The organism is Cryobacterium sp. Y57, from assembly GCF_002929505.1.
Lineage (GTDB): Bacteria > Actinomycetota > Actinomycetes > Actinomycetales > Microbacteriaceae > Cryobacterium.
Genome location: NZ_PJJL01000068.1, coordinates 158,921 through 178,490, shown reverse-complemented (window position 1 = coordinate 178,490; position 19,570 = coordinate 158,921). Strand labels below are relative to the sequence as shown.

At 66.4% G+C, this 19,570-nt stretch carries 22 protein-coding genes; 11 read left to right on the top strand and 11 right to left on the bottom strand.

Annotated elements, in window-relative coordinates:
- The first annotated feature begins 141 nt into the window (after positions 1-141).
- Positions 142-1,008 (top strand): NUDIX hydrolase, encoded by an 867-nt coding sequence (locus tag CXY72_RS11340; RefSeq protein WP_146071147.1) that lies wholly within the window; start codon positions 142-144, stop codon positions 1,006-1,008.
- Here the strand turns inward: CXY72_RS11340 and CXY72_RS11335 are convergent.
- From CXY72_RS11335 to CXY72_RS11325, 3 genes are all read right to left on the bottom strand, one after another.
- Positions 1,005-1,964, bottom strand: a complete 960-nt coding sequence (locus CXY72_RS11335) for a hypothetical protein (RefSeq protein ID WP_104127777.1) — start codon at positions 1,962-1,964, stop codon at positions 1,005-1,007. The two genes, CXY72_RS11340 and CXY72_RS11335, sit on opposite strands and share 4 nt — an antisense overlap.
- Before the next feature lie 109 nt (positions 1,965-2,073).
- Complete coding sequence (locus tag CXY72_RS11330) at positions 2,074-2,937, bottom strand: universal stress protein (protein WP_104127776.1); 864 nt, start codon at positions 2,935-2,937, stop codon at positions 2,074-2,076.
- Positions 2,938-3,211: 274 nt separating this feature from the next.
- Entirely contained in the window at positions 3,212-4,267 is a 1,056-nt protein-coding gene (locus CXY72_RS11325; RefSeq protein WP_104127775.1) for a zinc-dependent alcohol dehydrogenase family protein, read from the bottom strand.
- Between the two features lie 257 nt (positions 4,268-4,524).
- On the opposite strand from CXY72_RS11325, the gene CXY72_RS11320 reads away from it, so the two are divergent.
- Positions 4,525-5,379: a universal stress protein gene (locus CXY72_RS11320; RefSeq protein WP_104127774.1), complete on the top strand. Its 855-nt coding sequence runs from the start codon at positions 4,525-4,527 to the stop codon at positions 5,377-5,379.
- Positions 5,380-5,441: 62 nt separating this feature from the next.
- Positions 5,442-7,202, top strand: coding sequence for a GAF domain-containing sensor histidine kinase (locus CXY72_RS11315; protein ID WP_104127773.1), 1,761 nt, complete (start codon positions 5,442-5,444; stop codon positions 7,200-7,202).
- Here CXY72_RS11315 and CXY72_RS11310 read toward each other — a convergent pair.
- Complete coding sequence (locus CXY72_RS11310; RefSeq protein ID WP_104127772.1) at positions 7,102-7,788, bottom strand: response regulator transcription factor; 687 nt, start codon at positions 7,786-7,788, stop codon at positions 7,102-7,104. The two genes, CXY72_RS11315 and CXY72_RS11310, sit on opposite strands and share 101 nt — an antisense overlap.
- 93 nt (positions 7,789-7,881) lie before the next feature.
- Positions 7,882-8,190, bottom strand: coding sequence for a metal-sensitive transcriptional regulator (locus CXY72_RS11305; protein WP_104127771.1), 309 nt, complete (start codon positions 8,188-8,190; stop codon positions 7,882-7,884).
- Between the two features lie 133 nt (positions 8,191-8,323).
- Between CXY72_RS11305 and CXY72_RS11300 the strand changes: the two genes are divergently transcribed.
- The 5 genes from CXY72_RS11300 (at position 8,324) to CXY72_RS11280 (ending at position 13,200) form a co-directional block, all read left to right on the top strand.
- Complete coding sequence (locus tag CXY72_RS11300) at positions 8,324-8,548, top strand: heavy-metal-associated domain-containing protein (protein ID WP_104127770.1); 225 nt, start codon at positions 8,324-8,326, stop codon at positions 8,546-8,548.
- Positions 8,548-10,776, top strand: coding sequence for a cation-translocating P-type ATPase (locus tag CXY72_RS11295; protein WP_104127769.1), 2,229 nt, complete (start codon positions 8,548-8,550; stop codon positions 10,774-10,776). Before CXY72_RS11300 ends, CXY72_RS11295 begins: the two co-directional genes overlap by 1 nt.
- A gap of 180 nt (positions 10,777-10,956) precedes the next feature.
- Complete coding sequence (locus CXY72_RS11290; protein ID WP_104127768.1) at positions 10,957-12,624, top strand: FAD-dependent oxidoreductase; 1,668 nt, start codon at positions 10,957-10,959, stop codon at positions 12,622-12,624.
- Positions 12,621-12,923, top strand: coding sequence for a rhodanese-like domain-containing protein (locus CXY72_RS11285; RefSeq protein ID WP_104127767.1), 303 nt, complete (start codon positions 12,621-12,623; stop codon positions 12,921-12,923). The genes CXY72_RS11290 and CXY72_RS11285 overlap by 4 nt, the downstream gene beginning before the upstream one ends.
- 1 nt (position 12,924) lies before the next feature.
- A complete protein-coding gene (locus CXY72_RS11280; RefSeq protein ID WP_104127766.1) occupies positions 12,925-13,200 on the top strand; it encodes a metal-sensitive transcriptional regulator in 276 nt (91 codons plus the stop codon).
- A gap of 137 nt (positions 13,201-13,337) precedes the next feature.
- On the opposite strand, the gene CXY72_RS11275 is transcribed toward CXY72_RS11280, so the two are convergent.
- The 3 genes from CXY72_RS11275 to arsB are packed head-to-tail and all read right to left on the bottom strand — an operon-like array spanning position 13,338 to position 15,473.
- Positions 13,338-13,976, bottom strand: coding sequence for an arsenate reductase ArsC (locus CXY72_RS11275; RefSeq protein ID WP_104127765.1), 639 nt, complete (start codon positions 13,974-13,976; stop codon positions 13,338-13,340).
- A 2-nt stretch (positions 13,977-13,978) separates the two neighbouring features.
- Positions 13,979-14,383 (bottom strand): arsenate reductase ArsC, encoded by a 405-nt coding sequence (locus CXY72_RS11270; protein ID WP_104127764.1) that lies wholly within the window; start codon positions 14,381-14,383, stop codon positions 13,979-13,981.
- 25 nt (positions 14,384-14,408) lie between these two features.
- Complete coding sequence (gene arsB, locus CXY72_RS11265) at positions 14,409-15,473, bottom strand: ACR3 family arsenite efflux transporter (RefSeq protein ID WP_104127763.1); 1,065 nt, start codon at positions 15,471-15,473, stop codon at positions 14,409-14,411.
- A gap of 146 nt (positions 15,474-15,619) precedes the next feature.
- Between arsB and CXY72_RS11260 the strand changes: the two genes are divergently transcribed.
- The 3 genes from CXY72_RS11260 to crcB all read left to right on the top strand — a co-directional run bounded on the left by CXY72_RS11260 (position 15,620) and on the right by crcB (position 17,042).
- On the top strand, positions 15,620-15,979 hold the full coding sequence (locus tag CXY72_RS11260; protein ID WP_104127762.1) for a helix-turn-helix transcriptional regulator: 360 nt from the start codon (positions 15,620-15,622) through the stop codon (positions 15,977-15,979).
- A gap of 215 nt (positions 15,980-16,194) precedes the next feature.
- Positions 16,195-16,647 (top strand): CrcB family protein, encoded by a 453-nt coding sequence (locus CXY72_RS11255; RefSeq protein WP_233197783.1) that lies wholly within the window; start codon positions 16,195-16,197, stop codon positions 16,645-16,647.
- A complete protein-coding gene (gene crcB, locus CXY72_RS11250) occupies positions 16,644-17,042 on the top strand; it encodes a fluoride efflux transporter CrcB (protein WP_104127760.1) in 399 nt (132 codons plus the stop codon). Before CXY72_RS11255 ends, crcB begins: the two co-directional genes overlap by 4 nt.
- A gap of 50 nt (positions 17,043-17,092) precedes the next feature.
- On the opposite strand, the gene CXY72_RS11245 is transcribed toward crcB, so the two are convergent.
- The 3 genes from CXY72_RS11245 to CXY72_RS11235 form a co-directional block, all read right to left on the bottom strand.
- Entirely contained in the window at positions 17,093-17,482 is a 390-nt protein-coding gene (locus CXY72_RS11245) for a CHY zinc finger protein (RefSeq protein ID WP_233197782.1), read from the bottom strand.
- A gap of 14 nt (positions 17,483-17,496) precedes the next feature.
- Positions 17,497-18,378 (bottom strand): thioredoxin domain-containing protein, encoded by an 882-nt coding sequence (locus CXY72_RS11240; protein WP_158252548.1) that lies wholly within the window; start codon positions 18,376-18,378, stop codon positions 17,497-17,499.
- A gap of 183 nt (positions 18,379-18,561) precedes the next feature.
- The gene (locus tag CXY72_RS11235) at positions 18,562-19,566 is read right to left on the bottom strand and encodes a sugar phosphate isomerase/epimerase (protein WP_104127758.1); all 1,005 of its coding nucleotides are present in this window, start codon (positions 19,564-19,566) and stop codon (positions 18,562-18,564) included.
- Positions 19,567-19,570: the final 4 nt, after the last annotated feature.

Below are 19,570 nucleotides of genomic sequence, written 5' to 3'. Positions count from 1 at the left end.
CCTTGCACCGAAACAGCGACAATACCCTCGTGGCACCGGCGATGCGCTTCGGCGTATTGGCAGCCTACTCGCCGGGTAGCGGTGAAGGCCCGGCGTTAGGGTGGGAAAAGCCTGCCCCACTCGACACCCGGAGGACCAGAGATGACGCGAGACACCGAGCCAGTGCCAGCATGTATTGGAGTCGCTGCCACGGTGGTCTTGTTGCGTGACAGTGCCACGGGGCCCGAGGTGCTGCTGCTCGAACGCCCCCGTCACCGAGGGTCTTTCGCCGGTGCGTGGGTGTTTCCCGGCGGCGGCGTCGACCCGGGCGACCGGCGCGCAGCGGATGAGGCGGCGCCGGCTGGCCTCGCCACCGCGGGGGTGAAGCCCGCCGACCGCGGCGCGGTGGGCCTGCCCNCGGCTGGCCTCGCCACCGCGGGGGTGAAGCCCGCCGACCGCGGCGCGGTGGGCCTGCCCGACGGGCCGGGCCTGCCCGACGGGCCGGGCCCGGCTGCGAAGGCGGAGGCCGTCGAACAGCTCGCCGCCCGTCGGGCTGCCGTGCGTGAGGTTCGGGAAGAGACCGGGCTCGAGGTCGTTCCCGAGGCGCTGATCGCGACGGCGGTGTGGGTGCCTCCGCGCAGCGCCCCGAAGCGACTACGCACCTGGTTCTACCTCACGACCGCGCCGCCCGGCACCATCGTGCTCGCCGAGGATGAGGTCATCGATTACACCTGGCTGCGGCCGGCCGAGGCGCTGGAGCGGCACGCATCCGCTCTTATGACCCTCGTGGCGCCGACCTGGGTCACCCTGCACGGGCTGCAGGGTGACGGGTCGGTGGCCGAGATCATGGCGCGTGCCCACAGGCGCGCCCTGGCACACTACGAAACCCGGCTCGGTACGAGCGAGCGGGGGCCGGCGCTGTTCTGGGCGGGGGATGTCGCTCACGCCGATGATGCGCTCGCCGAGCAGGCCGGCGGTCGTCACCGCCTGGAAGTCGGCCAGGTGCCGTGGGTGTACAGCGTGAGCTAGCCGGCAGTCGTGACGTCGGGCAGGAGCGACACGGGCGCACAGTCCTGGCCGCCGACGAAGTTGAGGCAGTCGTCGAACATCACCGGGAACGGTTCGAGGGTCGAATCCCCGAACCAGTCGTTATAGAACAGCCAGAAATTGAGGTTGCCGTAGGTCGAGCATCCGTCGCCCTCGTCGCCGGCATTCGCGACGGCAACCGCGTTGGGCTGATAGGGCGTGTAGTTATAGAGGTTGGCAGTGGCCTGGTTCTTGACGCGGACGGTGGAGGCCCCGCATTCGGCGTTGGGATTGAAGCCCACGTCGACACTGCCGATTTTGAACGCCCGGTCGGGCTCCTGGGTGTACTGCCGAAACTGCCAGGCCGCGTTGTAGACCTGATTGAAGAAACCGAAATATTGGGCGTCACAGTCCGCGGTATCCGGGCAGCCGTAGCCGGTGGCGCGCAGATAACCGGATGCGCTCGGCCGGGTCAGCAGGGACTGTTCCTTCTGCAGCAACACCAGCAAGACCTTGGGGCTGACCGTGCAGGCCGCCGCGATCTTCGCGATGATCCGGGCGGCTGTTTCGTTCTCGGCGCCGATGTAGGGCTGGCAGTGCCCGTCACCCTTGGCCGGTTGGCTGGTCGTCGATTCGCGAAACTCCCAGAGGCAGGGCACTCCATCGCTCGGCCGGCAGGAACGATGCTCGAGAAAATCCTGGATGCCGCTTTCGGTGAGGGCGTCCGGGTTGAAGAAGTTGAAGTCGCTGATGATGAGACCGGGGTCGAACACAGCGGGGTCGGTGGTTGCCGGGTCAGTCGGGTCAGTCGTGGCGGCCGGGTCAGCCGTGGCGGCCGACAGCGGTGCGGCGGCGACCGGCTCCGGCGGCAAAGCGATGAGCGTCGCCGCAAGCCCGATAAGGGCCATCCCGGTTGCCAGAATGCGCAGGTGACGACGGGGCAGCGCGAAAGTGCTCATACCAAAACCCTAACCGCGGTAGGTCGCGTCCCGGCACCGGTTAGGGAAGCGGGCACGCGTTCCTCGGGGTGCCCGCTTCCCGGACGAGTGCCACGAGCGCGCTGGCGGGTCAGATGCGCGGAGCGGGAATGACCACCATGGGCGACTGGATGTTCAGCACAATCGAGTGGCTCACCGAGCCGAGCAGTAGTTTCGAGATGCCCTTCTGCCCGTGGTCGCCCACGACGAGCAGCGCGGCTCCACGGGAAGCGTCGAGCAGCGCCGATTGCGGGGCGCCGCGCACGAGTGAGGGCCGAATCGAGAGCGCCGGATAACGGCGGGCGACGGTGACCAGCGCTTCGTCGAGAATGCGCCGATGGGACTTCTCCAGCGTCTGCAGAAACCGAGCGTCGGGTTCGGTCGTGTCGCGCCAGACCAGCGGCTCCTGCCACGCGTGGATCGCGTGCAGTTCCTGGCCGGTGCGGTCGGCCTCCTTCGCGGTGAAGCCCACGGCGGCGTTCGACGCCGCTGATCCGTCGACGCCGACCACGACGCCCGCATGGTGTGTGCTGTCGCCCTCCGGAATAATCGCGATCGGTCCCCGGGCCGAACCGGCCAGTCGGGCCCCCATCGACCACTCGTAGCGCAGCGTCGATCCGCGACGACGGTGCGTTCCGACCACAACGATGGTGTCGGTTTCGCTCAACGCGCGCAGTTCGGTGACCGGGTCCCCCGAGCGTAGATCGGCGTGCACGGTGAGATCCGGGTATTTTGCGCTCACCCGGTCGGCAGCATCCTTGAGTACTTCGCGGGCGTGCACGGTGGTGGACTCCTCGGCGAAGTAATCCGCCGACGATACCGTGCGGTCGAGGATGCGCACCAGGGTGAGCTCGCCATCGTTGCAGCGGGCGAGTGACCAATCCAGGGCCGCCCGAGCGGGGTCAGACCCATCCCACGCGACCACTGTCTGGTTCCGTGTGAGCGTGTGCGTCATGAGCTCAATCCCTTCTACGGTGGCGGGCCACGAGCGGGAATGTCGTGTGAACGTCACAAACGAGTGTTCTTCACGTTAGTCATCGCCGGTGCCTGCGAGTAGGGCCTAAAGTCACGTCTGGTGGTGATTCACGCGGCGAACCGCGCCCGGCACCATGGCGATCCTCCTGGTCATCAGAAAACTCACGCGATCGGCCCGCGCCTCGAGGCGGGGCCGCCGGATATCGATTCGTGGGCGAACAGTGTGCGCAGAAAAACCTTCCGGGAAAACCTGGTCAGCGGGAGTTGACCACCTTGAGTGCCTTGGTTTCGACGGCGCGGCTGAAGGTGTCGTAGGCCTCGAGGAACTGGTCGAAGTTGAAGTGGTGCGTGGCGAGTTTCTCAGCCGGCAGCTTCTTGCTCGCGACGAGCTTGAGCAACATTTTGGTGGTGTTGGCGTTGACCAGCCCCATGCTGATGTTGATGTTTTGAATCCAGAGGGTTTCGAGGTGGAGGTCGACCGGTTGGCCGTGCACGCCGACGTTGGCGATGTTGCCGCCCGGGCGCACGATCTCGGTGGCCATGGTGAAGGTCGCCGGAATGCCGACGGCCTCGATCGCGACGTCGACGCCGGCGCCGTCGGTCAGTGCGAGCACCTGGTCTTTCCAATCAGCGGCGCCGGAGACGACGGTGTCGGTCGCGCCGAAGTCGCGGGCGCGCTCGAGACGGTTCTGGTCCAGTTCGATCGCGATGATGCTCGCTGCGCCGTAGAGGCCGGCGGTGGCCATGGCGGCCAGGCCGACCGGGCCGGCGCCGATGACGGCGACGACATCGCCGGGCTTGACCCGGCCGTACTGCACGCCGATTTCAAAACCGGTCGGCAGAATGTCGCTGAGCATGACGCCCTGGTCGTCGCTGACGCCCTCCGGCAGCTTGTGCAGGGAGTTGTCGGCGTAGGGCACGCGCACGAACTCGGCCTGGGTGCCGTCGATCAGGTGGCCGAAGACCCAGCCGATGCCCGACGCGCCCTCGTCGCCGAGGCAGTGGGAGTAGAGGCCGTTGCTGCAATTACTGCAGTGTCCGCAGCTCTTGATGCAGGAGATGATGACGCGGTCACCGACTTTCAGGTTACTGACCGCTGAACCGACCTCGGTGATGGTGCCGACGCCCTCATGGCCGAGGATGCGCCCGACGGTGACAGCGGGAACGTCACCCTTGAGAATGTGCAGATCGGTGCCGCAGATCGTGGTCGTGTCCACGCGCACGATAGCATCGGTCGGGCTGTGCAGCGTCGGGTCGGGAACGTCGGTCCAGCTTTTTTGGCCAGGGCCACCATAAACGAGTGCCTTCACGAGTTCCTCCTCGATTCTCAAGAATGTGGGCGGGTGAAAACCCCTTGGAGTCACGGTATGACCGAACGGCCGCCGGCGACTAGGGCCGAAAGTCCCGCCCCGGCGCGGCCTCAGAATGGGCACCCAATCGGGACTTCCGGCCCTATGTGTTGGTACGGGCGGCTGACAGAATGAAGACGAGGCGATGGGGCATCAGCTCCTCCTTCGTGGCGGGGGACTCCGCCGCTGCGACCTGCGATCAAGAACGAGGTAGAGCAATGAACCGGATGATTGTGGTCGGCATCGATGATTCGGCTGCCGGCGAGACCGCCCTCGCGTGGGCTATGGCCCGAGCCGCCAACGTTAAAAGTCCGGTGATGCTCATGCACACCGTGTACGAAACCTGGCTGGCCGACGGTTACGGCTACTACGACAGCATTCTCGATGCCGAGAAGAAACTGCTCGCCGAGGCCGCTGCCCGCGCCGAGGTCCTCGCGCCCGCGGTCACCACCCAGACCGAGCTGCGCACGGGCAGTGCGCCGCGCGTTCTCAGCGAGTTGTCGAAAGACGCCGGCCTCGTCGTCGTCGGAACGGATCAAAAGGGCCGGGTCGAAGGCGAATTGTTTGGCAGTGTGAGCCTGCAGATCGCGGCACTGTCCACCTGTCCGGTCGCCGTCATCCCCTCGCTGCCTGCCACCGAACGCTCCGGCGTCTACGTCGGCGTCGACGGCTCCGCTGATTCGATCGCCGCCGTGGCGTTCGCCGCCGCCGAGGCCGATCGGACCGGTCAGGAACTTTATGCCCTCTACGCGGTGCACCTGCCGAATCGCCGCGTGCTGCGCAGCATCCCCGCCGACGCTGTGACCGAGCGCATGGAAGAGGAACGTGTGGTGCTCGCCGAGTCCGTCGCGGGTCTGACAACTCAGTACCCCGACTTGGTGGTGCACCAGGTTCTCGAGACCGACGAATCGCCGGCCAGGGCGCTCGTTGCGGCCGCCCGCGCGGCCCAGTTGCTCGTGGTGGGCAGCCGGGGCCGGGGCTCGCTGCAGCGCTTGCTGATGGGGTCGGTCAGCCACGAGGTGCTGCTGCACATCACCTGCCCGACAATTGTCACCAGAACCACCCGTAAATAGCTTCACCGCCCTGAAGTCGTGCCACAGTTAGACCACCAGGCGGCACTAGGGCGGGGGCGACTATGACGGATCCGACCGCCGCCGAACTCGCCCTCACCCAGGACCGCATGCGCGGTCTGCTCGATGCCGTCGTTTCGGTGGCCGAAGACCTCAGTTTGGAGGCCGTGCTGGAACGCGTCACCATCGCGGCCTGCGAGCTCGTGCAGGCGCGGTACGGTGCCCTGGGCGTAATCGGCACGGGTCAGGCCCTGAGCCACTTCATCACCGTGGGCTTCGACGAGGAGACCGTTCGGCAGATCGGGGCGCTTCCGGTCGGGCACGGTGTGCTCGGGCTGCTCATTCGGGAACCGCACCCCCTCCGTCTGCATGACCTGCACGACCACCCGGATTCCTTCGGTTTTCCCGCCCATCATCCGCCGATGAAATCGTTTCTCGGCGTTCCGGTGCGGGTGCGCGACACCGTCTTCGGCAACCTGTATCTCACCGAGAAGCAGGGCGGTGGCGACTTTACCGACGAAGACGAGACTCTGGCCGTCGCGCTCGCCGCGGCCGCCGGTGTCACGATCGAGAACGCGCGTCTCTACGATGAGTCCCGCGCCCGCTCACGGTGGCTCGAGGCGGTCGCTGCGATGGGCCGCGACCTGCTGCGACCCGTTGACGGCGAAGACAACGGCCTCGACCTTGTCGTTCAGCGGGCACTCGCGGCGTCCGGCGCCGACCTGGCCGTGATCGGGTTTCCTACCGACGACAGCCTGTACTGCGCAGCCGCGGCTGGCACAACGCAAACCGGTGCTGTCGCGTCAGCACTGGTCGGTACGACCGTGTTGCTGCAGGCCGGCGTGCTGCGCGAACTGCAGGCCACCGGCCGGTCTGTCACGCTTGTCGCGCCGCCCCTGCAGAATGCGGATGCCGCGCCCGGCTCGGTTGGCGCGTGGTCGCACCTGGGGTCAACGCTCATGGCCGCCCTGGGACCAGCCGGAAACGGGCAGGGCGTGATTCTGCTGTCGCGGGCACCAGCATCCGCTGCATACAGTCTTACCGATGTCGAGATGAGCGCGGTCTTTGGCACCCAGCTGTCGCTCGCCCTCGAACTGGCCTCGGTGCATCGCATGCGTGAAGAGCAGGCCGTGCTGGGTGACCGTGACCGTATTGCCCGCGACCTGCACGACCTGGTCATTCAGCGGCTTTTCGCCGCCGGGCTGAGCATGCAGAGCCTGCGGCGGTTCACCAATGACCCGATCGCGCTGGACCGCATCAACGCGGTTACGACGGAGCTCGATGACACCATTCGGGAGCTGCGCGACACGATTTATTCGCTGCGCGGAATGGCGCAGGACACCGACACGCTGAGCAGTCGCATTCTGACTGTGATCAAAGAGGGGGCGGCGAGCCTACCGTTCGCGCCACGCATCCGCTTATCGGGGCCGATCGATGCGCCGGTGTCCGATGACCTCAGCAGCAACCTGCTGGCCGTGATCTCGGAGGGGCTCAGCAACGCGGCGCGGCATTCCCAGGCGAGCACGATCGACATTTCGGTTGACGCCCAGGGCGATCGTTTCAAGCTGGTCATCGCCGATAACGGCTGCGGTTTCAGTAAACTCATCCGCCGCAGCGGCCTCGACAACCTCAAGGAACGCGCGACGCTGCTCGGCGGAAAGTTCTCCGTGCGCAGCGTTTTAGGCGAGGGAACGCGGCTGCGTTGGTCGGCACCGGTTCCGGAAGTTACCGTTGGTGTTCGTCTCCACGTTTCGCAACGTACACGGCAGCCTGGGTTCGGCGCTGAAAATCCAGTTTCGCCAGCATCGAAGACACGTAGTTCTTGACGGTCTTTTCGGCCAGAAACATGGTTTGACCGATCTCACGGTTGGTCAAGCCCTCGCCGATCAGGTCGAGCACCTTGCGCTCCTGCGCGGTGAGCGACGCGAGGCGGGCGTCTTGTGGATCGGCCAGGCCGGCGATGATGCCCGCCTTGACCGCGGGATCGAACAGGGATTCACCGTCGGCAGCGCGGCGGATCTTGCCGAGCAGGTCGGTGCTGCGAATCTCTTTCAGGACGTAGCCAGCCGCGCCTGCCAGCACCGCACCGCGCAAGGCCTGCTCGTCGTCGTAGCTTGTGAGAATGAGGCACTGTAGTGCGGGATCGACCGAGCGCACGTCGCGACAGACTTCGATGCCGGTGCCGTCGGGCAGGCGGGCATCGAGAATGGCCACGTCGGGGCGCAGCTTCGGGATCAGAACGGTGGCTTCCGCCGCCAGGCCGGTATCGGCGACGACGTCGAAACCCTCACCCTCGAGCAGTTCACGCAGGCCGCGACGCACCAGCTCGTGGTCGTCGAGGATGAAAACGCGGATGGGAATGCCGGGCGTTGCCCCGGCCGTCGTCTGGGGCGCGCTGTGCGGCAGATTCATAATGGTCCTTCCCGAGTGGGCACGCTGGCTCCATGCGTATCATCAGTGTCGCGCGCCGCTCGGCCCGGCGACTAGGGCCAAAGGTCCGGTCCTCTAAGAACGCACCAGCCGAGCGATGGCCGCCGAGGCCTCTTGCAGCTTGGCTTCCGCTTCGGCGCCACCGGCCATGGCCGCGTGCAATACGCAGTGGGTGAGGTGATCATCGAGGAGGCCCAGCGCGACTGATTCGAGGGCGCTCGTCATGGCGGAAATCTGGGTGAGAATATCGATGCAGTATTTGTCGTCGGTGACCATGCCCTGCAAGCCGCGAGCCTGGCCCTCGATGCGGCGCAGGCGCTTGAGGTAAGCATCCTTGTTCGAGATGTAGCCGTGTGGACCGTCGTGGGTCTCAGAATCGCTCATGACCCTATCCTCTGCGTTGCTCGTGAACCCCAGCCTCAATTGTACCCCCTCGGGGTATAGTTGGAGTAACGGTACCCCCAAGGGGTATGCTCGAATGAATACCCTTTCGAGGTCCAAACAGTGAGGAATCACCATGAGCATCACGACCGTGTACGGCGTTGACGGAATGACCTGCGGCCACTGCGTCGCGAGCGTGACCGAAGAGATTGGGCTTGTCGCGGGCGCCGAAAACGTCACCGTCGAACTCGTCAAGGGCGGCACTTCGCAGGTCACCGTGACAAGCACGTCGGAACTCGACCAAGCCCTGGTCGCCGCGGCCGTTGAGGAGGCGGGCTACCAGCTGGTAGCCGCTGCCTGATGGCCGCCGGCCAACAGGTTGACCTGCTCGTTGGGGGCATGACCTGCACCTCGTGCGCTGTCCGCATTGAGAAGAAGCTCAACCGGATGCCCGGAGTCGCCGCCACGGTGAACTACGCCACGGAGAAAGCGAGCGTTTTCGTGCCCGCTGGGACGAGCGTCGACGATGCCATCAAGACCATCGAAGCCACCGGCTACACGGCCGCGTTGCCGGCCGTTGTCATCGAAAAAGATGCCGCCTCCCTCGAGGTCGCGTCCCTGCGCCAGCGCCTGCTGATCTCAGCCGCACTGACCCTGCCGGTAGTCATCCTGTCGATGATTCCCGCGCTGCAATTCACGAACTGGCAGTGGCTGGTCCTGACCCTGGCGGCTCCCGTCGCGATCTGGGGTGCCTGGCCGTTCCACCGCGCTGCCTGGGTGAACGCCCGCCACGGCGCCGCCACCATGGACACCCTGGTCAGCGTCGGCGTGCTCGCCGCCCTCGGTTGGTCGCTCTACGCCCTATTCCTCGGCATGGCCGGGATGGCCGGAATGACCATGAGCTTCACGTTCTCGGCCACCCCGGGTAGTGGCGCCGACGAGATCTATCTCGAGGTGGCATCCGCTGTCACCGTGTTTATTCTGGCCGGTCGCTACGCGGAGGCACGGGCCAAGCGCAACTCCGGCGCGGCCCTGCGGGCGTTGCTGGAGCTCGGCGCGAAGGAGACCACCCTGCTGCGGGACGGCGTCGAGAGCCGCATCAGTACCTCCCTGCTCGTGGTGGGTGACCAGTTTGTCGTGCGGCCGGGCGAGAAGATCGCGACCGACGGGGTGATCGTCGACGGCGCGAGCGCTATCGATGCGAGCCTGCTCACTGGCGAATCGGTGCCCCTTGAGGTGGGGCCCGGCGACAGCGTTGTGGGGGCCACGCTGAACTCCGGCGGGAGGCTCGTGGTGCGGGCGACGCAGGTCGGCGCCGATACCGAGCTGGCCCAGATCGGCCGACTGGTCGAGCAGGCGCAAACCGGCAAGGCCGAGGTGCAGCGCCTGGCCGACCGGGTTTCCGGCATCTTCGTGCCGATCGTGATCGGGCTCGCCCTGGCCACGCTGGCCGGCTGGCTACTGGTCGGCGCCGGGCCGGCGATGGCATTCACCGCGGCCGTGGCGACACTCATCATCGCCTGCCCATGCGCGCTCGGGCTCGCCACGCCGACCGCTCTGCTGGTGGGCACCGGGCGTGGCGCGCAGCTGGGCATTCTGATCAAGGGGCCGCAGGTTCTCGAGTCCACGCGTCGTGTCGACACGATCGTTCTCGACAAGACCGGAACGATCACCACCGGGCGCATGACGCTGGCGACCGTGGTGGCATACGAAGATGGTTCTGAAGACGAGTTACTGCGGCTGGCGGGGGCTGCGGAAAGCGGGTCGGAGCATCCGATTGCGCGGGCTATCACGGCGGGCGCCGTGTCGCGGCTTGGGCCATTGCCAGCCTCGTCGGCGTTTGCGTCGGAACAAGGGCTCGGGGTGCAGTCCACGGTTGACGGCCGGCAGATTCTGGTCGGGCGTCCGGTGTGGCTGTTAGACCGGTGGGGGTTGAACGTGCCGAGCGAGATGCAGGCCGTGCTGGGTACGGCCGAGGGGGACGGCAAGACGGCCGTCCTGGTGGCCTGGGAGGGACGGGTACGCGGCGTGCTCACCGTCTCCGACACGGTGAAGCCCACGAGCGTCGCTGCCGTCGCGCGCTTTCGCGCTCTCGGGTTGACGCCCCTACTCGTGACCGGTGACAATCTCGCGGTCGCGCAGAGTGTCGCGGCTGAGGTTGGCATCACCGACGTGACCGCCGGGGTGCTGCCCGCCGACAAGGCGCGGGTGATCCGTGAGTTGCAGGCGAACGGGCATGTGGTCGCCATGGTGGGTGATGGGGTGAACGACGCCGTCGCCCTGGCTACAGCGGACCTGGGCATTGCGATGGGGTCTGGCACCGACGTGGCCATTGAGGCGAGCGACCTCACCCTCATGCGCAGCGATCTGCTGGCCGCAGCCGACGCCATCCGCTTGTCTCGGCGTACCCTCGCGACGATCAAAGCCAACCTGTTCTGGGCCTTCGCCTACAACGTTGCGGCGATTCCGCTGGCGATGGCCGGTTTGCTCAACCCCCTGATCGCCGGCGCTGCGATGGCCCTGTCGTCGGTCTTCGTGGTGACCAACAGCCTGCGCCTGCGCGGGTTTCGGGCGCTGCCGACCGCCTGAGGAGTGCCCGGAGTGGGTGGGTTCGTGTGGGACGGGGCCTGGGCCCGGAACGTGGGCGCAGTTTATAGACCGGGCCCACGTTCATAAGGTGGGCCCGGCGCGAGCGGATGCCGCGCCCGCCGCCACTCCGTCACCTTGTGCGCAAATACCCTCTGGGGTATATTTGCAGTGGAGGCACACGTGAAAATCATTATTGTAGGCGGAGTTGCGGGCGGAATGTCGGCGGCGACCAGGTTGCGCCGGCTCGACGAGAGCGCCGAGATCATCGTATTCGAGCGTGGACACTACGTATCGTTTGCGAACTGTGGCCTGCCGTATTTCGTGGGGGGAGTCATCCGTAATCGCGATGAACTGCTGCTGCAGACCCCGGAATCCCTCGAGGCCCGCTTCGCGCTCGACGTGCGCATCGACACCGAGGTCGTGCAGATCGACCGAACCGCCCAAACCGTCTCGGTGCGCAACCTGATCACCGATGAACACAGCGTCGAACGCTACGACCGCCTTGTGCTCGCCGCCGGTGCCTCGGCCCGCTCCGCCGCGATTGACGACACGGCCATCCCCACCCACACCCTCCGCACCGTCGACGACGTCGACCACATCACCGCGGTACTCGCGAAAACGAGCGGGGCATGCGCTGTGGTGGTCGGCGGCGGCTTCATTGGTCTCGAAGCCGTTGAAAACCTCGTGCACCGTGGCGTGCACGTGACCCTCGTGCAGCGCGGGCCGCAGATCTTCACCCCGCTCGACCCCGAAATGTCCGCGCCCGTGCGTGATCGCCTGCGTGAACGCGGCGTCGACGTGCGACTGAACACGACCGTGACCGGTTCCACCGCGCCAGGCACTGTCGCCCTCAGCGACGGCACGACCGTGCCCGCCGACCTCGTGATCGACGCGAGCGGCGTGCGGCCCGACGTCACCCTCGCCGAGCAGGCGGGCCTGCGCATCGGCCGGAGCGGCGGTGTCTGGGTCGACGGCACCCAGGCCACCAGTGATCCGCACATCTTCGCCGTCGGCGACGGCGTCGAGAAAGCGGATGCCGTCAACGGCTTCGGCACGCTCGTCACCATGGCCGGCCTCGCGAACCGTCACGGCCGCTCCGTCGCCGACAGCATCGCCGGCACCGCCGAGCAGGCCGCCCCGGCCCTCGGCGCGGGAATCCTTGGGATCTTCGGCCTCACCGTCGCCCTGGTCGGCTGGAGTGAGAAGCGCCTTGTCGAGGCGGGACGCGCCCACCGTGTCGTGCACACCCATCCGGCCAACCACGCCGGCTACTACCCCGGGGCCGAGGGCATGTCGATCAAGCTTCTGATCGACGCCGAGTCCGATGCAATTCTGGGAGCGCAGATCGTGGGCGGCGCGGGGGTGGACAAACGCATCGACGTGATTGCGGTCGCGATGGCGGCCGGGCTGAGCGCATCCGCTTTGACCCGGTTGGAACTCGCCTACGCGCCGCAGTATGCCTCGGCCAAGGACCCGATCAACCAGCTCGGCTATGTCGCCGACAACCTGGCGCGGGGCACGAGCGCGAACCTTCAGTGGCATGAGCTCGCGGCGGCGCGCGCGGCGGGCGCCGTGCTCGTTGACGTTCGCTCCGCCGGCGAATTTGCCGCGGGCAGCATTCCGGGCGCGATCAACCTCTCGCTCGACGACCTGCGCGAGCAACTCGTCGAGTTGCCACGGGCGCCGCTGATCGTGCACTGTCAGGTCGGCCAGCGCGGCCACACCGCCGCGCGCATTCTCACCCAGCACGGATTCGACGTGCAGAACCTCGACGGCGGCTACCGCACCTGGCTTGCCGGAACGTCTAATCTTGTTGTTTCCCCCACTGTTGAAAGGGTCCCCGTATGAAAGAGATCACCGTCACCGAACTCTCGGTGCTCCATGCGCCAGTCGTCCTCGATGTGCGCGAACCGGGGGAGTACGAAGCCGTCCACGTACCCGGCGTGATGCACATTCCGATGGGTGAGATCGTCGAGCGCATGGGTGAGATTCCAGCGGATGTTCCGGTGCATGTCATCTGCGCCGTCGGCGGTCGCAGCGCGCAGGTGGCCGAATATCTCGCGGCCCACGGCCACGACGCTGTGAACATTGCCGGGGGTACGAAGGCTTGGCAGCAGGCCGGGCTTCCGACCGAGCAGGGGGCCTGAGATGACGATCTCACACGATGCCCGGGCGACCGAGCAGAAGAAGATCCTGAACCGGCTCCGCCGGGCGCAGGGGCAGCTGACGGCCGTCATTGCCGCGGTCGAGGGCGGTGGCAAGTGCCGCGACGTCGTCACCCAGCTTGCTGCCGTGTCCAGTGCGCTCGACAAAGCGGGTTTCGTCATCGTGTCGACCGCGATGCGCGACTGCATCGCGAATCCCGACGACGAGAACTCGCTCACGGTCGCCGAGCTGGAGAAGTTGTTCCTGACGCTCGCGTAGAGAGCGGGGCGACGGGTATCCACTCGCTGGGCCCACCTTGTAGCCCCGGGCCCAGTTTATAAACTGGGCCCGGGGACGGGGCCCGGGCCCCGTCCGCAGAAGTGACCCGCGCTCCCCGGAGCTGGAACAGGCGGGACTCAGACCGCGGGGGACACTTTGAGGTCGGCAAGCATCTCGATGACATTGGCCTTGACCTGGTCGCGGATGCGCCGCACCTCGTCGATCGGCTGGCCCGCCGGGTCGACGAGTTTCCAGTCCACGTAGCGTTTGCCGGGATAGATCGGGCAGGCGTCGCCGCAGCCCATGGTGATCACAACGTCGGCCGCCTGCACGACGTCGTCGGTGAGGGGCTTCGGGAACGACTCGTCGAGCGACAGGCCGAGCTCGGTCATGACCGCGACCATCGTGGGGTCCAGCTCCGACGACGGCATCGATCCCGCCGAGCGCACGTGCACGGCCCCACCAGACAGCACGTTGGTGAACACCGCAGCCATTTGCGACCGACCGGCATTCTGCTCGCAGACGAACAGTACCTCGGGCACGGCACGCTCGATGGCTCCCTTGGCCTGGGCGAGCGCGGTGAGGCGCTCACGCGAAAACCGCGCGGTGCGGGTGGTGAGGTGCGCCTTCACGCTCGAGGTGCGCAGCAACCCGGTGTAGGACTCGAGCACGTACCGTTCGACAGTTTCGGTAGCGAAAACGCCGTGAAAGCGCTCGGCCAGGTCACCGGCGAGTCGTTTGAGGGACTCTTCGGGATAGCTGAGGCCGGGAAGCATGGTTAGGCCTTGACCGGCAGGATCTCGGCGAGGAGCGCCTCGACGCGCGCCTTGATCTCATCGCGAATGGGGCGCACGCTCTCGATGCCCTGGCCGGCCGGGTCGTCCAGCAGCCAGTCCTCGTAGCGCTTGCCGGGAAAGATCGGGCAGGCGTCGCCGCAGCCCATGGTGATGACCACGTCGGACTGCCGGACGGCTTCGGTCGTGAGAATCTTCGGCACGTTGCCGGCGATATCGATGCCCTCTTCGGCCATCGCGGCGATCGCTACCGGGTTGATCTGATCCTTCGGTTCGGAGCCAGCCGAAAACACGTCGACTCGTCCCTGCGCGAGCGCGGTCAGATAGCCGGCGGCCATCTGCGAGCGGCCGGCGTTGTGCACGCAGACGAATAGTACGGAGGGTTTCATAGAACGCTTCTTCCTTGAGTGTGGTCTAAACGAGAGCGGATGCCGCGGGCGTCGTCGGCGCGTCGGCCGCGGGCATCCGCTCGGGAAACAGACGGGGCTTGAGCCAGAGCGCGACGTAGACGAGGGCGACGAGGGCGGGGACCTCGATGAGCGGACCGACGATGCCGGCGAGGGCCTGGCCGCTGAGGGCGCCAAAGGTTCCGATCGCGACGGCGATGGCGAGCTCGAAGTTGTTGCCGGCGGCCGTGAAGGCGAGGGTCGTGGTGCGCTCGTAGGTCATGCGCAGCAGGCGACCGGTGAAAAACCCGACCAAGAACATCACGGCGAAGTAGACCAGCATCGGCAGGGCGATGCGTGCCACGTCACCGGGGTGGTCGATGACCTGCTGGCCCTGCAGGGCGAAGAGCATCACGATCGTGAACAACAGGCCCCAGAGGGCGAACGGGCCGACCCGGGGCAAGAACGTGGCCTCGTACCAGTCGCGGCCACGCCGAGCCTCGCCAATGCGACGGGACAGGTAACCGGCCAGGAGCGGTATGCCCAGGAACACCAGAACGCTCGCGGTGATGGCCCAGATCGAGAATTCGGCGCTCGTGGTCGGCAGGCCGAGCCAACCCGGCAGTATTTGCAGGTAGAACCAGCCGAGGGCGCCGAATGCGACGACCTGGAAGACCGAGTTCACGGCGACGAGGAAGGCTGCGGCTTCGCGGTCGCCGCAGGCGAGGTCGTTCCAGATCAGCACCATGGCGATGCAGCGGGCGAGGCCGACGATGATGAGCCCGGTGCGGTATTCCGGCAGGTCGGGCAGGAAAATCCAGGCCAGGGCGAACATGAGGGCTGGGCCGACCAGCCAGTTCAGCAGCAGGGAGGAGACCAGCAGGCGTTTGTCGGCGGCGACGGTCCGGGCGTCCGTGTAGCGCACCTTGGCGAGCACCGGGTACATCATGATGAGCAGGCCAATGGCGATCGGCACGCTGATCGACCCGATGGTGAAGGCGTGGAGCACGTCACCGACGGCCGGAACGAACACGGCGAGCAGCAGGCCGAGGCCCATGGCGGCGAGGATCCAGACCGGCAGCAGCCGGTCCATTGCGCCGAGCCGGGTGGGCGCTAGTGCTGTGTTGCTCACGAATCTCCAAGTATTGATGACAGCGATTCGCGCTAACATTGATCGTTGTCGATACTTACGCTAGAGCAATACATCGACCAATGTCAATCTAAGGAGAGTGTATTCACGTGACGTTTACCCAGATCCTGCCCCTGACCGACATTTCGCGAGCGGATGCCTGCTCCACTCCGCCGACGCGCGCGGCCACCTCCCCGGAGCACGCCGACGCCCTCGCCCACTCGCTCAAAGCCCTCGCCGATCCGGCCCGGCTGCGCATCATCTCGATCGTTTCAGCCCATGCCAACCAGGAAGCCTGCGTCTGCGACCTGACCGACCAGCTCACTCTGAGCCAGCCCACCATCTCGCACCACCTCAAAGTGCTCGTGGAGGCGGGGTTTGTCAGCCGCGTCAAACGTGGAACCTGGTCGTACTACAGCCTGGTACCCGGCTCGCTGGGCTCTGTCGCCGGGGTGCTGTCCGCTATCTGACCGGCCGCCATCTGACCGGCCGCTTCCGTTCGACCGAAGCGCTGCCGTGCAGCGCTGCCGTGAAAGCGTGCCGAATTGGACCTGTATTCTGGCCACGGCACCCGATCCTGTCGGAGCATCCGCTCGACTTGGCCGTGGCCAATGGTTCCCACCGAGTGTGACGGAACCAGCAACGATGAGACAGGTGAACCATCGACACGATCACGCCGGGCGCCGTGCACCGGCGTTGGGGTTACCTCGGCCTCGTCTTTCTCGGCGGAACCGTGGGCACCGCCCTCCGCGAAGCACTCACACTCGCGCTGCCCCCCGTTGATCTCGCCGCCGGGGTTCGACTGCCGCTGACCACCCTCGGCATCAACCTGCTCGGTGCCCTGCTGCTCGGGCTGCTTCTCGAGGCCCTCGCGCGTCGCGGAACCGACGATGGCCGCCGCCGCACCGTGCGCCTGCTGCTCGGCACCGGACTGCTCGGTGGATTCACCACCTATAGCGCCCTCGCAACCGACAGCGCTTTTTTGCTGCAGGATGGTGCGACCGGAGTGGCCCTTTCCTCTGGTCTTGGTGCCGTTCTATTCGGTGGCGTCGCCACCTGGCTCGGCATCCTGATCGGTGCGGCGCTGCATCGGCGCACGCACGAGGGCCCCGCAGTCGCTGGGGAGGAGACCGCATGACTCCTCTCCTGTTCCTGGCAATCGCCGCGGCCGGCGGCGCGGGCGCGGCCGCTCGGTTTTTTCTCGACGGCCTCGTGCGATCCCGGCTGGGTGATGCGTTTCCGTTTGGAACGATGATCATCAACGTGAGCGGCTCGCTACTGCTCGGACTCATTACCGGCCTGGCAATGAACCACCTGCTCGTTCCGGAATGGAGCGTCGTGCTCGGTGCCGGTCTGCTGGGCGGCTACACGACGTTCAGCACGGCCAGCTTCGAAACCGTGCGGCTGATCCAGGTGCGCCGTTACCGGGCGGCGTTGTTGAACGGAATCGGCATGCTCGGGGTGTCCGTGGGCGCTGCCGCGCTCGGCCTCTGGCTTGGGCTTGGGCTCGGGCTTGGGCTCGGGTCGGGCTAGCACGGCGGGGCCGGCGTTCACGCCCCGGAACGTGGAGCGAAGGTGAGTACTCATTGGGGCTCGTCGAAGTACAGGTGGGCGTGCAGCCGGCAGCCGGGATTGAATTCGGCATTGCAGTGCGGGCAGCGATCGACTCGGCGATACTCGAAGATGCTGAGCTGGCGCTGGCACGCACCGCACAAGATTGCGAGCTCCGACCACTGGACTTGCGGCCATCGCCGGGTCGTGTGCGGGGTGGGCTCGCGCCGCACGGCCTCGTCGTGGCACTGGAAGCACGGGTAATACCGTCGGCAGCAGGCAAATTTGATCGCCACGATGTCGCGCTCCGAGTGAAAGTGGATGCATCGGGTCGCCGCATCGAGAACCGCCCCGTACACGGTCGGCGCGCCCATTTCCGTCACGCCCAGTTCCGTTGGGGCCGTTTCGTCAGAATCGCTCATCACAACGCGCGCGGCTACTTGCCGGGCGCAGCGGTCAGCTGTGCGGTGACGAACGCTTCGAAGGCGGCGGGGTCGGAAAACGAGCCGGTGTAGCTCACGCCGTTCACCAGCACTGTGGGTGTTCCCTTGATATTTTCAATATCGGAGGTGGGGATCGGCCCCGCGAGCGCACGCTGCGTCGACGCTTCGACCCAGCCGGCATAGGTTTGGTCGGTGATGCAGCTGGCGACACTGCTGGACGTCACCCCGGCTCCCTGGGCGAGGCTGGCAAGTTCGGCGTTCGTTCGGCCGCTTGAATTCTCGGAGGGTTGATCGGCGAACATTGCCGTATTGAACGCCAGAAAGTTGTTGGGGTCGTAGTTGGCCACGCAGGCGGCCGCATTCGCGGCTCGCGTGGCGTACTTGGTGCCCGACGAGAGGCGGTCGAGAATCGAGATCGGGTGGATTTCGACCGTGGCATTGCCGGCGGTCACCCAGTCGGTGATCTGCTTGCCGTTGGTGGCCTCGAAGTTGCCGCAGATCGGGCACAGGTAGTCGAGGTACAGCACAATATTGGCCGTGTCGGTCAGGGCGGTCTGGTCGGTCGCGATGGGATCGGCGTCGGCGGCGAGGGCGGCCGTCGTGGCGGCGGAGACCGTGGCGCCGTCGCTGCCGAGCAGGATGCCATCGCTGGCCATGTTGGCCGGGCCCGATGCTGCAGGGGCATTCACGTTGTTCACGATGACGAGGGTCACGGTGGTGACGACGGCGAGCAGGCCGACACCGATGCCGCCGCGTAGAAAGAGGCGACGGCGCTGAGTCCGTTTGGCTTGTTCGACCCGCAGCAGTCGAGCATGTTCGCGGGCTTCCTCGCGGCGGTCTTTTTTGGGCGGACGGGCCTGACCGGAAGTACCCATGCGGGAGTTCACCATTCGTTCGATGCAATGCCACCGGAGCGGCCGTTGCCTACGACGTTAGCAACCCCGACTAACGGTCCGGTTCCAACTGGCTGAAAGCTGACTGGGAGCTGTGCTCTGCCCGTTCGGATGCGGGCAGAGTACAGCAGAAGGTCGGCCAGTGCGCAGTACGGATTCGGCTGGTCAGCGGCGCGTGCTGAAGGCCGCATCGAAGGCATCCGTCGGCGCGTCGAAAGCGAGCGCCCGCACGAAGGCGAGCGCTTCCGGTGCGCCGACCAGCCGATCCATGCCGGCGTCCTCCCACTCCACCGAGAGCGGACCGTCGTAGCCGATGGTGTTGAGCATGCGGAAGCTGTCTGCCCACGGCACGTCGCCGTGGCCGGTCGAGATGAAATCCCAGCCGCGGCGAGGGTCGGCCCAGGCCAGCAGCGAGCCGAGGCGGCCGTTTCGACCATTGTTCAGGCGCTTCTTCGTATCTTTGCAGTCGACGTGGTAGATGCGGTCTTGAAAGTCCCAGAGAAAGCTGACCGGGTCGAGGTCTTGCCAGACGAAGTGGCTCGGGTCCCAGTTCAGGCCGAACGCGGGTCGGTGCCCGATGGCTTCGAGGGTGCGCACCGTCGTCCAATAGTCGAAGGCGATCTCACTCGGGTGGACCTCATGGGCGAAGCGCACACCGACCTCGTCGAACACGTCGAGGATCGGGTTCCACCGGTCGGCGAAGTCCTGGTAGCCGGCATCGATGAGTTCTTGCGACACCGGCGGGAACATGGCCACGTACTTCCAGATCGACGAGCCGGTAAACCCGATGACCGTCTTCACTCCGAGCTTCGCGGCGAGCCGGGCCGTGTTCTTCATCTCCTCGGCGGCGCGCTGGCGCACGCCCTCCGCATCGCCGTCGCCCCAGATCGAGTCGGGCAGGATATCGCGGTGCCGCTGGTCGATCGGGTCGTCGCAGACGGCCTGGCCTTTGAGGTGGTTGGAGATGGCCCACACCTTCAGGTCGTACTTCTCGAGCACGGCCAGCTTGCCGGCGACATAGTCGGCGTCGTTCCACCGATTCGGGTCGAGATGGTCACCCCAACACGCGATCTCCAGCCCGTCGTAGCCCCAGCCGGCGGCGAGCCGCGCTACTTCTTCGAAGGGAAGGTCGGCCCACTGGCCGGTGAACAGGGTGATTGGGCGGGGCATGAGT

Coding starts and splice junctions, on each gene's coding strand:
- CXY72_RS11330 (WP_104127776.1), bottom strand. CDS start 2,937: ATGACGCACACGCTCACACGGAACCAGACAGTGGTCGCGTGGGATGGG.
- CXY72_RS11280 (WP_104127766.1), top strand. CDS start 12,925: ATGACGATCTCACACGATGCCCGGGCGACCGAGCAGAAGAAGATCCTG.
- crcB (WP_104127760.1), top strand. CDS start 16,644: ATGACTCCTCTCCTGTTCCTGGCAATCGCCGCGGCCGGCGGCGCGGGC.
- arsB (WP_104127763.1), bottom strand. CDS start 15,473: ATGGACCGGCTGCTGCCGGTCTGGATCCTCGCCGCCATGGGCCTCGGC.
- CXY72_RS11235 (WP_104127758.1), bottom strand. CDS start 19,566: ATGCCCCGCCCAATCACCCTGTTCACCGGCCAGTGGGCCGACCTTCCC.
- CXY72_RS11245 (WP_233197782.1), bottom strand. CDS start 17,482: ATGAGCGATTCTGACGAAACGGCCCCAACGGAACTGGGCGTGACGGAA.
- CXY72_RS11315 (WP_104127773.1), top strand. CDS start 5,442: ATGACGGATCCGACCGCCGCCGAACTCGCCCTCACCCAGGACCGCATG.
- CXY72_RS11335 (WP_104127777.1), bottom strand. CDS start 1,964: ATGAGCACTTTCGCGCTGCCCCGTCGTCACCTGCGCATTCTGGCAACC.
- CXY72_RS11295 (WP_104127769.1), top strand. CDS start 8,548: ATGGCCGCCGGCCAACAGGTTGACCTGCTCGTTGGGGGCATGACCTGC.
- CXY72_RS11275 (WP_104127765.1), bottom strand. CDS start 13,976: ATGCTTCCCGGCCTCAGCTATCCCGAAGAGTCCCTCAAACGACTCGCC.
- CXY72_RS11310 (WP_104127772.1), bottom strand. CDS start 7,788: ATGAATCTGCCGCACAGCGCGCCCCAGACGACGGCCGGGGCAACGCCC.
- CXY72_RS11305 (WP_104127771.1), bottom strand. CDS start 8,190: ATGAGCGATTCTGAGACCCACGACGGTCCACACGGCTACATCTCGAAC.
- CXY72_RS11240 (WP_158252548.1), bottom strand. CDS start 18,378: ATGGGTACTTCCGGTCAGGCCCGTCCGCCCAAAAAAGACCGCCGCGAG.
- CXY72_RS11320 (WP_104127774.1), top strand. CDS start 4,525: ATGAACCGGATGATTGTGGTCGGCATCGATGATTCGGCTGCCGGCGAG.
- CXY72_RS11285 (WP_104127767.1), top strand. CDS start 12,621: ATGAAAGAGATCACCGTCACCGAACTCTCGGTGCTCCATGCGCCAGTC.
- CXY72_RS11270 (WP_104127764.1), bottom strand. CDS start 14,383: ATGAAACCCTCCGTACTATTCGTCTGCGTGCACAACGCCGGCCGCTCG.
- CXY72_RS11300 (WP_104127770.1), top strand. CDS start 8,324: ATGAGCATCACGACCGTGTACGGCGTTGACGGAATGACCTGCGGCCAC.